Annotated in this window: 14 protein-coding genes; 4 read left to right on the forward strand and 10 right to left on the reverse strand. The window is 40.0% G+C overall.

The genetic code is table 11. The features are described from left to right. Nucleotides 1–795 carry a DUF3108 domain-containing protein gene (locus tag KXJ59_RS12615; protein ID WP_295205142.1) on the forward strand — a complete coding sequence of 265 codons (795 nt, stop codon included), beginning with the start codon at nt 1–3 and terminating at the stop codon, nt 793–795. On the opposite strand, the gene KXJ59_RS12620 is transcribed toward KXJ59_RS12615, so the two are convergent. The 5 genes from KXJ59_RS12620 to greA form a co-directional block, all read right to left on the reverse strand. Then, on the reverse strand, nt 792–1,157 hold the full coding sequence (locus KXJ59_RS12620) for a hypothetical protein (RefSeq protein ID WP_295205145.1): 366 nt from the start codon (nt 1,155–1,157) through the stop codon (nt 792–794). The genes KXJ59_RS12615 and KXJ59_RS12620 overlap by 4 nt on opposite strands. A 154-nt stretch (nt 1,158–1,311) precedes the next feature. Beyond that, nucleotides 1,312–2,181, reverse strand: a complete 870-nt coding sequence (locus KXJ59_RS12625; RefSeq protein ID WP_295205148.1) for an MBL fold metallo-hydrolase — start codon at nt 2,179–2,181, stop codon at nt 1,312–1,314. Nucleotides 2,182–2,183: 2 nt separating this feature from the next. After that, nucleotides 2,184–3,503 (reverse strand): MFS transporter, encoded by a 1,320-nt coding sequence (locus KXJ59_RS12630; RefSeq protein WP_295205151.1) that lies wholly within the window; start codon nt 3,501–3,503, stop codon nt 2,184–2,186. A 107-nt stretch (nt 3,504–3,610) separates the two neighbouring features. Further along, nucleotides 3,611–4,000 carry an HIT family protein gene (locus tag KXJ59_RS12635; protein WP_295205154.1) on the reverse strand — a complete coding sequence of 130 codons (390 nt, stop codon included), beginning with the start codon at nt 3,998–4,000 and terminating at the stop codon, nt 3,611–3,613. 67 nt (nt 4,001–4,067) lie between these two features. Then, complete coding sequence (gene greA, locus KXJ59_RS12640; protein ID WP_295205156.1) at nt 4,068–4,544, reverse strand: transcription elongation factor GreA; 477 nt, start codon at nt 4,542–4,544, stop codon at nt 4,068–4,070. Nucleotides 4,545–4,723: 179 nt separating this feature from the next. Here greA and KXJ59_RS12645 point away from each other — a divergent pair, with 179 nt between their 5' ends. Further along, nucleotides 4,724–5,434: a CPBP family intramembrane glutamic endopeptidase gene (locus tag KXJ59_RS12645; RefSeq protein ID WP_295205159.1), complete on the forward strand. Its 711-nt coding sequence runs from the start codon at nt 4,724–4,726 to the stop codon at nt 5,432–5,434. A gap of 82 nt (nt 5,435–5,516) precedes the next feature. On the opposite strand, the gene KXJ59_RS12650 is transcribed toward KXJ59_RS12645, so the two are convergent. Next, a complete protein-coding gene (locus tag KXJ59_RS12650; RefSeq protein WP_295205161.1) occupies nt 5,517–6,455 on the reverse strand; it encodes an NAD(P)-dependent oxidoreductase in 939 nt (312 codons plus the stop codon). Between the two features lie 23 nt (nt 6,456–6,478). Further along, nucleotides 6,479–7,234, reverse strand: a complete 756-nt coding sequence (gene rsmA / locus KXJ59_RS12655) for a 16S rRNA (adenine(1518)-N(6)/adenine(1519)-N(6))-dimethyltransferase RsmA (protein WP_295205164.1) — start codon at nt 7,232–7,234, stop codon at nt 6,479–6,481. Nucleotides 7,235–7,303: 69 nt separating this feature from the next. On the opposite strand from rsmA, the gene pdxA reads away from it, so the two are divergent. Together pdxA and KXJ59_RS12665 are read left to right on the forward strand one after the other, a co-directional pair. Next, a complete protein-coding gene (gene pdxA, locus KXJ59_RS12660; RefSeq protein WP_295205167.1) occupies nt 7,304–8,455 on the forward strand; it encodes a 4-hydroxythreonine-4-phosphate dehydrogenase PdxA in 1,152 nt (383 codons plus the stop codon). A gap of 3 nt (nt 8,456–8,458) precedes the next feature. Continuing rightward, nucleotides 8,459–9,334, forward strand: a complete 876-nt coding sequence (locus tag KXJ59_RS12665; RefSeq protein WP_295205169.1) for an aldose 1-epimerase family protein — start codon at nt 8,459–8,461, stop codon at nt 9,332–9,334. Here KXJ59_RS12665 and KXJ59_RS12670 read toward each other — a convergent pair whose 3' ends face one another. From KXJ59_RS12670 to KXJ59_RS12680, 3 genes are read right to left on the reverse strand one after another with little or no spacing between them, the layout of a single operon-like run. Further along, the gene (locus KXJ59_RS12670) at nt 9,335–10,027 is read right to left on the reverse strand and encodes a hypothetical protein (RefSeq protein WP_295205172.1); all 693 of its coding nucleotides are present in this window, start codon (nt 10,025–10,027) and stop codon (nt 9,335–9,337) included. It lies immediately after the preceding gene. A gap of 10 nt (nt 10,028–10,037) precedes the next feature. After that, on the reverse strand, nt 10,038–10,913 hold the full coding sequence (locus tag KXJ59_RS12675; RefSeq protein WP_295205174.1) for an ABC transporter permease subunit: 876 nt from the start codon (nt 10,911–10,913) through the stop codon (nt 10,038–10,040). Next, nucleotides 10,897–11,823, reverse strand: coding sequence for an ABC transporter ATP-binding protein (locus KXJ59_RS12680; protein ID WP_295205177.1), 927 nt, complete (start codon nt 11,821–11,823; stop codon nt 10,897–10,899). The genes KXJ59_RS12675 and KXJ59_RS12680 overlap by 17 nt, the downstream gene beginning before the upstream one ends. Between the last annotated feature and the right edge of the window lie 109 nt (nt 11,824–11,932).

An 11,932-nucleotide genomic window follows, 5' to 3' on the forward strand; every position in this document is an offset into this window, starting at 1 on the left:
ATGAAGAAATTTCTTTTATTAACAGCATGGGTCATTGGCTTACAACCTTTATCGGCCGGAGATGAGTTTTGTGGCATCCGCAATAAAGCATTTGAAGAAGGAGAAAGTATTTCCTTTAATGTATTTTATTCTGTTATTGGCTTGTATGTAAATGCTGGTAGCGCCAACTTTTCTGTATCTCTCGATAAAATGAATAACCGCATTGCTTATCATGTTGTGGGCAAGGGAAGCTCAAACCCCAGCTATGACTGGATATTTAAAGTACGCGACCGCTATGAGTCGTATATAGATACAGCCAATCTTCAGCCACTGAAATTCATCCGCAATATTGAGGAAGGCGGGTATAAAAAATTTGAGAATATTACTTTCAACCAGGAAACGAATACGGCTATAACAACAGAAGGTGTATATAAAGTACCCGGCTGCATTCAGGATGTGCTGAGTTCCATTTATTATGCGCGTAATATCGACTTCAATAAATACAAGCCTGAAGATAAAATTCCTTTCGCCATGTTTCTTGATAATGAAGTGTATAATCTTTATATCAAATACATGGGGAAAGAAACCATTAAAACCAAATATGGTAAGTTCCGTGCCATCAAGTTTAAACCCTTGCTGGTAAAAGGCACTTTATTTGAAGGAGGTGAAAAAATGACGGTATGGGTGAGCGACGATCCAAATCATATACCGCTCCGTATTGAGAGTCCGATCGTTGTAGGAAGTGTGAAAGTAGATATGATGCAATACCGCAACCTGCGTTATCCTTTAAGCTCGATGATCAGTTTCAATCGCTAAACAACTGCGCTTTCACTATAATGAATAGGTCGGCTGTTGACACTTCTGTACAATTGCGAGCGTTTGTATAATAAGCGGCAGATGATCAGCACAAAAATGGTGGCCATAAAAATACCTCCCATAAGCCCCAGAAAAAAAGAATTAAAATACTGTTTACCTGCATAGGCAGAAAAAACAACCGCACCGGCTGAAATAAGACCAGATACAGCTGCGATAACCGCATTGCCATTTCTATTGGATATTTCTATCCTGGCATTGCAGGTATCGCAGTTGATCGCGGAAAAATTGTTGAGCAGAACAAACTGCCTGAAGGATATCCGGCACCCGCAATTCGGACATCCAGTTACCTGGTTTTTAGACATTGGATTTTAAAATAGCGTGTTAAAGCTAGGATTTCAATGTAAACTTAATATGAAACAATGGCAATAAGTGTCTGAAAAACACTGATTTTATGACGTGTTTTCACTGTTTTTTTATAGTAAAAAACCAGGTGAAATACTACAATACACTAAAATTTTATAAAGCAGAAAGTGGAAATGTTTCTGCAACCCTTACCCCTTTTTCTGTGAGTTGCAGACTGCAGCATTCATTTAAATGATCATGTTCAAAATACAGTATGTAGTTATTTTCCACCGCTTCCTGTAGGAAATTCTTTTTCTCTTGTAGTGTGGTGAGTGGAAACATATCATATGCCATCACATACGGAATAGGCAAATGAGCCGTAGAAGGCAGTAAATCGGCCATATATACCAATGTGCGACCCCTGTATTGTATTTGCGGAAGCATCATTTTTTCGGTATGTCCATTCACAAATCGAACAGAAAAACCGTTCATAAACGGAGTTGTTTCCAATCGGCCGTCGTTGGTAAAATTGGTTGACGGGGTGTCAATCAATTGTAACTGCCCACTTTCCTGTATGGGCAGAATATTTTCTTTCAGGAATGAGGCTTTCTCGCGGTCGTTGGGTTTTATCGCCCAGTTCCAGTGTTTTTCATTGCTCCAATAAGTAGCATTCTTAAATGCGGGTACCAGTTTATCAGCCGCACGAATGATACTGCCACCACAATGGTCGAAGTGCAGATGTGTAAGAAAAACATCCGTAATATCAGTTCTGTTAAAACCATATTGAGCCAATGATTTATCCAATGTATCATCGCCATGGAGATAATAATGACCGAAGAATTTGGCATCCTGTTTATCGCCCATGCCATTATCAATTAAAATAAGTCTGTTGCCATCTTCTACCAATAAACAACGCATGGCCCAGGAGCACATATTATTCTCGTCGGAGGGGTTCAGTTTATTCCACATCGATTTTGGTACTACACCAAACATAGCTCCGCCATCCAGTTTAAAATATCCGCTGTTGATTGAATAGAGTTTCATCTTTATGCTACTTTTCCCTGTTTGTGTTTGGTGGCTGATGCAAATGTGAGTAATATCAATCCAATAACAAAGAACACTACCAGTGCGAGCACTGAGTTTCGCTGTGAGCCAGTGTATTCATTGATATAACCGAAACTGAACATCCCGATTACAATTGCTATCTTTTCTGTTACATCATAAAAACTGAAGAAAGAAGTGGTATCTTTTGTTTCGGGCATCAGTTTAGCATAAGTGCTTCGACTTAACGACTGAATACCTCCCATTACAAAACCAACCAGCACGGCAAGTGCATAAAATTCGTTGATGCCATCTCTGGGTAATAGATATCCTATAATACAAAGCATAATCCATAAAGCTACTGTAATCATAAGTGCACGGAAATTACCCAGCCTGTCAGATAGTTTGGCGATAGTAAATGCACCCGGCACAGCTACCAGTTGAATGATGAGGATAGAGATAATCAGATTAGTGGTAGGAATATTCAATTCACTCTTGCCATATAAGGTAGCGGCTAACATTACCGTTTGAACTCCCATATTAAAAAAGAAAAATGCTGCCAGGTATTTTTTTAGCACAGGCAGGTGTTTGAGTTGTTTCCATACCTTATTCAGTTCTTTATACCCATTGGTAAAAATACTGCCTTTACTGTTGGGGTTACCCGCTGGTACTGTTTTTGGCAAACGGCTCAATGCCAACTGACCAAAACCCCACCACCAGATACCTACCAACAAAAAAGAAATTTGTGAGGCTTTTCCTAATGTAATGCCAAACAAACCGGGGTTTAATACAAAAACAAAACAAATGATCTGAAGAATCACACTTCCTATATACCCCATTGCAAAACCTTTTGCACTCACACGATCCTGATCAACGGGTGCCGCAATTTCAGGAAGAAAGGAATTGTAAAAAACAAGGCTACTCCAATAACCCACACAGGCAATAATCATACAGGCAAGTCCATACGCCAGGTTGCTGCTGTTATAAAAAAACAAGGCAGTACAGGCAATACTACCCATGGTACAGAAAAAGAAAAGAAAACTCTTTTTGTTACCCTTATAATCTGCGATGGATGAAAGCATGGGCGACATGATTGCCACAATCATAAATGCCACAGCCAATGCATAATTGTACAATGAAGTATTAACAAACTCGCGGCCAAATAACCAAACTTTATCGTTTGAAGTGGCATCGTTACCATCGCCTGTTACCGATTCAAAATAGGCCGGGAAGATGGTAGATGTGATAACCAGGTTATAAACACTATTGGCCCAGTCGTACATGGCCCAGCCATTGATGACTCTTTTAGAAGCAGTCGTTTGCATGTGGAGGGGTTTGTTTGACTAAAGATAGGAGAAAAGTGAGTAGTGAGTTGTGGGTAGTGAGTGAAAGAATATTTCCTACTGACTATTCACTACTGACTACTCACTCCCTACAGTTCTGCCAGAATTTTCTGCTGAACAGCTTTCAGCTCTTCAGCACTGAGTTTAAGTTTACCTCTTGTAAAGTTGAGGTCGTCGGCGCTGTTAATGGGAATGAGGTGTACATGGGCATGTGGCACTTCAAGGCCTACTACACTAATACCACAACGGTTACAGGGGAATGCTTTTTCGATGGCTTTGGCAATGGGTTTGCAAAACAAAAGAATCCCGGAAAGGTATTCATCCGGCAGGTTAAACAAATTATCCGTTTCGTTTTTCGGGACTACCAAAACATGCCCTTCTGCCAGTGGAAAAATATCAAGGAAAGCAAAGAACGACTCGTTCTCAGCAATTTTGTATGATGGAATTTCACCTGCTATAATTCTGGAGAAAATGGTCATACTGGTAGACGATAATAAGCCACTGCAATGAACACCTGTGTTGAATTCATTGCAGTGGCTATATGAGTTAAATAGTAATGTCTTCGATCTTGAATTTAATGATACCTGTTGGCGCCTGCACTTCTGCTACTTCTCCAATTGTTTTTCCCATCAAACCTTTACCAATGGGTGAGCCGGCAGAAATTTTACCTGCTTTAAGGTCTGCTTCTTTCTCGCCTACAATCTGGTAAGTAACCGTTTTTTTAGTGGCAATATTGGTAATGGTTACCTTGGTAAGAATGGTTACTTTACTGGTATCAATATCGCTGGTATCCACAATTTTGGCATTGGCGATGGCGCCTTCCAGTTGTTTGATCTTGGCTTCCAGCATACCCTGGGCCTCTTTGGCCGCATCATATTCAGCATTTTCCTTCAGGTCGCCTTTCTCCCTTGCTTCTGCAATGGCCCGGGAAGCGGCAGGGCGTTCTACCGATTTCATCTTCTGTAACTCTCCACGCATTTTTTCAAATGTCTCCTTGGTAACATACATGGTACTCTCACTCATATTCTTTCGGTTTAAAAAGGGTAAAAAAAATACAACGCCACATTTGATTGCAGCGTTGCATGACTGTAAAAATAGAAAATATAATAGAATTCACTGCTTCTATTATTGTTTTTTATTTAAAATAATCAATTATCTTGATGTTATTGAAAATCAGCTAAAAAACTAAAAATCAATTAGTTATGATTGGAATTTTGGTAGAACTCTTCCTTTCCCTGATTTTATTAAAGCTGATTGAAAGAAAAAATCTCTCAGTACTGGGTTGGCAAGTTTCCGGCAAACGTTTAATTCAGTTACTGATTGGAATAACCATTGCCGTGCTACTGGCAACCGGCTACCACCTGATCAGGTCACTACTTACGGGCATTTCCTGGCAACTGAATACTTCTTATCGTCTGTCAGACTTTGGCCAGGCTCTATGGTGGATGCTCCGTTCTGTACTTTATGAAGAACTCATTTTCAGAGGCGCTTTATTGTACATTGCCATGAAAAGACTCGGACCTGCCAAAGGTCTCTGGCTATCTGTCGTTGCATTTGGCATATACCACTGGTTTTCTTTCGGAGCATTTGGTCAGCCTGTACAAATGATTTTTATTTTCCTGATCACAGCGGCTGCCGGATGGATGTATGCGTATGCTTTTCTTAAAACCAATTCACTTTATCTCCCCATTGGCTTACACCTTGGCTGGAATTGTGTTGGCAGCATTCTTTTTTCAGGTGGTTCTATCGGCAAGCATATGCTGTTACCTGTTCAGAATCCCTCATTTCAGCAAAATGCGTTGGCATCTTCTTTATTTATGGTGATTTATCAATTATTCGTGCCCGCAATCTGTACATGGCTCTATGTAAGAAAATTAGATGGAGAGAAAACATACTCAAATCTCTCTGCGTAACCTCTGTGTTCTCCTTTCTCTGAGGTGATCAGTAATTATTGTTTCACCGCAGAGAAAGGAGAACACAGAGATTACGCAGGGTTTAAAGGCCTGGTATTCCTAATTTATCCAACAAAATTTTCGGCATCAGGTAATACGATTCATGGCTATAGCCAGCAATATGCGGTGTGATGATTACATTGGGTTGTTCCAATAGCCAATTTAGATCTGCTTTTTCATCTTCTGTATAAGTTTCCAGTTTTTCGTTTTCCAATACATCCAATGCCGCTGCTTTTATCTTCCCGTTTTTTAGTGCACGTATCAATGCTTTGGTATCAGTTATTCTTCCACGGCAAGTGCTTAGAAAATAGGGCTGCTTTTCAAATCCGTTAAAAAAATGATCATTTGCATAATGATAGGTAGCTTCATGTAAGGGAAGATGAAGACTCACCACTTCTGCATAACATTGAATCTGTTCTACTCCTGCTTCTCTCACAGCACCTTTTGCAAAATCGGTTTTAAAGAGATCATTGGCCAGTATGGTAACGTCAAACGAAGCCAGTTTTTTAGCAAATGACTCGCCCGTATTTCCAAAACCAATAATACCCACTGTTTTACCCGTAAGCTCATCACCCCTGTTGGCATCCCTGATCCATTTACCGGCTTTTACTTCCAGATAACTGCTATTAATTTTGTTCATCAGGCTCAGCAACATGCCCAATGCCTGCTCGGCTACTGCATTCCGATTTCCTTCCGGACTGCTTTCACATTGTATTCCTTTTGATGTTGCATAAGCTACATCTATTTTTTCCATCCCACTTCCCAAACGTCCGATCCATTGAAGTGAAGTAGCAGCATCCAGCAACACACGGTCTATCTGTAACCGGGTCGTAACAATTAACCCTGTGCAGTCACTAATTTGTTCTTTTAATTCTTCGTAATTAATCTCTGGCAAATAAACACACTCATACCCCGCCCGATCCAGTCTTTCCATCAAATACGGATTAGCTTTCGCTGTTATAATCACCTTTTTCCTTGTCATTTTCTTTCTTGTCTATTTCCTTGTTATTTCATCCTGAATGTGAGTGCCGCAAAATCGGCAACGGTTAACTGTTCTGCTCTTTTCGTGAAAATTGCTTCCTGCAATACTTCCGGTGTAAACATCCCTTTTAAGGGATTACGCAACATTTTCCTCCGCTGGTTAAACGCTGCTTTTACCAGTACAAAAAATGCGCGTTCACTCTTCATCTCACTAACAATTTCTCTTCGTTTTAGTTTAATAACACCGCTCATTACTTTCGGAGGCGGATTAAATGCCTGCTGTGGCACATCAAACAGGTATTCCACTTCATAAAATGCCTGAACCAGCACACTTAATATCCCATATTCTTTATTACCCGATTTCGATGCTATCCTTTCTGCCACTTCTTTCTGAAACATACCAATCATTACGGGCACCTGTTTCTTCCATTCAAGTATACGGAACAATATCTGCGATGAAATATTGTAAGGAAAATTACCCACCACTGTAAACTGTTCATTAAATGGCTGGTTAACTTCTAATATACTTTCGTGAATGATTTTTCCTTTGATGGTAGGATAAGTATCTTCCAGATAAGTCACCTTCTCATCATCCAGCTCCACTGCTTTAAAATCAATAGCAGGTAGCTGAAGCAGATATTTGGTTAATGCACCACCTCCCGGACCCACTTCCAGCAGTTGCGAAAAACTTTCCTGTTTCAAAGCATCTACAATTTGCCTGCAGATATTTTCATCTTTCAGAAAGTGCTGCCCCAGCGATTTTTTAAGGGTATATTCCATTGAAGCAAAAATACATTTATATGTCGGATGTCTGATGGCAGATGTAGCATAGTCTGTGGACCATGGTCTATGGACTACGAACTGATCTCCATCCCTGAATTATCCGTATTTTTACCATCTAAAGCTTTCCTGATGAATGAAATGCAAAAACCTGTGATTGGTTTCTCTTGTGGCGACATAAACGGCATTGGTCTTGAGCTGATTCTGAAAACCATGGGCGACCATCGTTTACTCGACATATGTACACCTGTTGTTTTTGCCAGTAATAAAAGCATCAATTTTTACCGGAAGAGTTTACCCGACATCAATTTTAACTATGCCAGCGGAAAAGATTTCAGCCGGCTCAACCCCAAACAGGTTAATATTTATCCCTGCTGGGAAGAAGAAATAGCCATTACACCCGGACAATTAAATGAAACCGGCGGAAAATATGCACTCATTTCGCTGAAAGAAGCAGCACAGGCTCTGAAAGCAGGCCATATTCATGGTCTGGTTACTGCACCCATACATAAAAAGAATATACAGTCTGCCGATTTCAATTATAGTGGTCATACCCCTTACCTGAAAGATCTTTTTGGTGTGAATGATGTACTCATGTTCATGGTTGCTGAAAATATGCGGATAGGTCTTGTTACCGAACATGTAACAGTTGCTGATGTAGCCAAACATATTACCAAAGAAGGTATTTTGAGCAAGCTGAAAATCATGCACAGTAGTTTGCAAAAAGATTTTGGTATTGATAAACCCAAAATTGCTGTGTTGGGTCTTAACCCACATGCTGGTGATGAGGGTTTGATTGGCAGTGAAGAAGAAGCCATTATTAAACCTGCTATCAAAGAAGCCAAACATAATATGCTGGTATTTGGGCCTTACAGCGCAGACGCTTTTTTTGCCCGTGGGCAACATGAACGTTTTGATGCCGTGCTCGCCATGTACCATGATCAGGGTCTCATACCTTTTAAATCACTCGCTGCCGGTGAAGGTGTAAATTATACTGCCGGGTTAAATGCTGTTCGTACCAGTCCGGATCATGGAACTGCATTTGATATTGCCGGAAAAGGTAAAGCTGATCACAGTTCATTCCTCGCCGCTGTTTTTGAATGTATTGAAATTATACGTCTCCGTATGGGTTATGCAGAAATGCGGTTGAACCCGCTTCGTAAAATGAGTGCACGTATGCTCGCCAATGCAGTGGATGAAAGGATTGAAGAAACAGAATAACACATGCAGCTTTACCATCTTTCCAATGAATTTTTATCGGTAAGCATCAGCGATAAAGGGGCTGAACTTCAGCATATCCGTCATTGCGTCAACGGACTGGAATATATGTGGTCTGGCGACCCGGATTTCTGGGGCAAAAAAAGCCCTGTTTTATTTCCTATTGTTGGCGGATTAAAAAATAATAGTTACCGGTTCAATAATAACGAGTACCAGTTAGGCCGTCATGGGTTTGCACGTGAAAGAATTTTTGAGGCAATACAGCCATCTGAAGATTCAATTATTTTCTCTTTGTCGGCCGATAGTGAAAGCCTGCTTGTGTATCCTTTCAGGTTTTCTTTCTCCATAGGCTATCGCCTGGAAGAAAACAATGTTCTTGTCACTTACAATGTTAAGAATACAGATAAACAGGAAATGTATTTTTCTGTTGGTGCACATCCTGCATTTGCAGTGCCTTTGGTTACAGGAACTGTATTTGAGGATTATTATCTTCAGTTTAATCAGAAAGAAGATGCAGGTATCTGGCCTTTATCAGATGCAGGGTTAATTAAAGAAGTACCCGTAACATTTTTTATCGATACAGATCGGCTGGCGTTGCGTAAATCATTATTTTACGGAGACGCACTGGTATTCAAAGCTCTTCAGTCTACCAGCATTTCCATTTTATGCAATAAGCATCCACATGGTCTTTGCTTAACCTATTCAAACTTTCCTTATATGGGTATCTGGAGTGCAAAAGACGCCGATTTTATTTGCATAGAACCCTGGTGTGGTATAGCCGATAGCGTAACTGCATCCGGCAAGCTTGAAGAGAAAGAAGGCATCTACAAGTTGACTCCGGGAGAAGAATTTCAGCGCGACTGGTCGATTACTTTGTTCTGATTATTTAAATACCGTATCTGCTATACCTTTATTAATGGCATAACTCGAATAAGTAATTTCCACTCGTCCTTTTTTATTTCTCAGCTTCTGTTCTTCTGTCAGCGGCTTTTCATTGTCATCAAATTCAAGTGTGAGCCCTTTAGGTAATTTATAATTTTTAGTATTAAAACTAAAAATCACTTTATCGGGTAAACCGTAAGAAGCAAATTTCCCATAGCTCATTTCAATTTCATAAGTACCATTTTCTTTGGTGGTAGATACGGCCTTTTTAATGAGCAGATTAGCTTCATCAATATACATGGTTGTTAACACCACTTCGCTGTTTTCGTTGGTAGGTAACATTTTTACAACGGTTGTTTTTACACCCCCTACAACAGCTTCTCCAGCTGCCAAAGCCACGAACTCATCAGTTGTTACGAGTGAATTCATATTAACTGAAACACCACCTTTCGGAAGAAGAGAAATACCACCATCTTTTTTCAGCTTGAACTTATTGGGTTTTTTATAAAAAATTTTCACTTTGCCGATTGGTGCTTTAATAAATGCAACATTCGTTTTCATTTTCCCATCGGCTTCATAGTCGTTTACCTGATCAAGTTTAGCTTTTACTTTCATCACCAATGCCGTTGCATCCTGACCTGAAGCAGAGAGAGCGAATTGGAAAATAAAAAACAGTATGACAATTTTCTGCATGGTATTTCTTTTAACTTAAAATATCTTTTTTTCTGAATACCATAATAGCTCCAGATACAAATAGGATGATATGAATAAATAGCACAATGGCTGAATTAAGTATCCGTTCCTTATTCTGAATACTGCCCAGAATAGCTTCATTAGACTCTGTTACCTGTATATCAAAAAACTCTTTCCAGCTAATCATATGGGTAGTAAAGAGGTAGGGTTTTACGATATTAAAAACCGGAATATTCATGGTACTCAGTATGGTCAGAAATATAATTACACTCATGGTAGCCACAATAGGGCCAATAGAGTTTTCAGCAAATACCGACAGAAAGAAGCCCAATGCAGCAACTGTTGTCATAGCCAGTGCTGCAAAAAGAAATGCACCAATATATCTCCAGAATACGTCGTTCTCTTTTAATAAGACTACGTAGTTACTTTTCATCAGGAACATATCATCTGTTCCAAAAATCCACATACTTACAAATAATGCAAGAAAAGCAAGCCATACCAATAACAGTAATGTATAGATGGTTGACGCAATAAATTTTGCCAGCATAAAAGAAGTGCGGCTATAGGGTTTTGAGAGCAATACCCTGAGTGTGCCCATATTGGCTTCTCCCGAAATCATATCTGCTGCAATTAACGCAATCAGTAATGGCACATGTACCAGTAATAATTGCAACATTATATAACAAATCAGGTACCCATTAAGGACATTTCCATCAATTTCAAGCGTTGAACCAATATCGTTCAACATAAAATCTACATAAGTCTGCCCATCTACTTTCAGTCCAAACTGAATGAGTACAATCAATGCTGTAATAGCAGCGAAAGCAATATAGGTTCTTGGCCTTCTGAATATTTTGTACAATTCAATATTAATGAGTGTGCGCATGTTGTCCTGATGTTACCTGTAAAAAATAATCTTCCAGCGAATGACGTGGCTGTAAGGAAAGTAGGGGAATCTGCATTTCTACCAGGTCTTTATGTAAGCCAGGTATCTGATTCCTATGGAGCTTGATCAGCAAAGCACCTGTTCTTCTTGGCTGAAGGTTAGCCGCCCATTTACTTTCCTGTAATTGTAATAAAGCAGCTTCATTGTTTAATGTTTCCAGTTCAACCAGTGTTTGTGAGGGATCGAAGAGATCTGCAGCCGCACCTTCCACCAGTTTACTTCCTTTATCAATGATCAGTACCCTGGTTGCTATCTGTTCAATTTCATTCAACAGGTGCGATGATACCAGGACGGTTTTATTAAGGTCACGGCTCAAATGACGAATCAGGTTTCTGATATCCGCAATACCTTGTGGGTCAAGTCCATTGGTGGGTTCATCAAGAATAATCAGTTGGGGGTCATGGATCAGCGCCACCGCAATACCCAGTCTTTGTTTCATTCCCTGCGAAAATGTTTTCACTGTATCTTTTGCTCTGCCTGCCAGACCTACCATTTCAAGCTGTTGCATTAACTGCTGGTCGGTAGGTTTCAATCCACTCAGACGGGCAAAAATGCGAAGGTTTTCAATGGCGCTGAGGTATTTGTAAACATCAGGTTTTTCAATCACGGCTCCTACCTGTCTGAGTATTTCAGTCCTGTGGGTGTTAAGGGGCATACCAAATAATTCGATGGAACCGGCAGTTGGTTCAATCAGGGTAAGTAACATCCGGATGGTAGTGCTTTTACCGGCTCCATTCTGACCGAGGAATCCGTACACATCACCTTCGTTCACGGTAAAAGATAAATCCTTTACGGCAGTGAGGTTTTTAAATGACTTGGTTAATCCTTTTACCTGTATAATTGATTGCATGTATTACTATAACACCAAAAGTACTGCGGAAGTTTGGGAGATAAGCAGAAGAAAAAGTGAAAAGCTGGACTATGGTCTAATAGACTATAAACTTCCCTACTATTCAAAT

Origin of the sequence: Sediminibacterium sp. (genome assembly GCF_019264485.1) — a bacterium.
Taxonomy (GTDB): domain Bacteria; phylum Bacteroidota; class Bacteroidia; order Chitinophagales; family Chitinophagaceae; genus Sediminibacterium.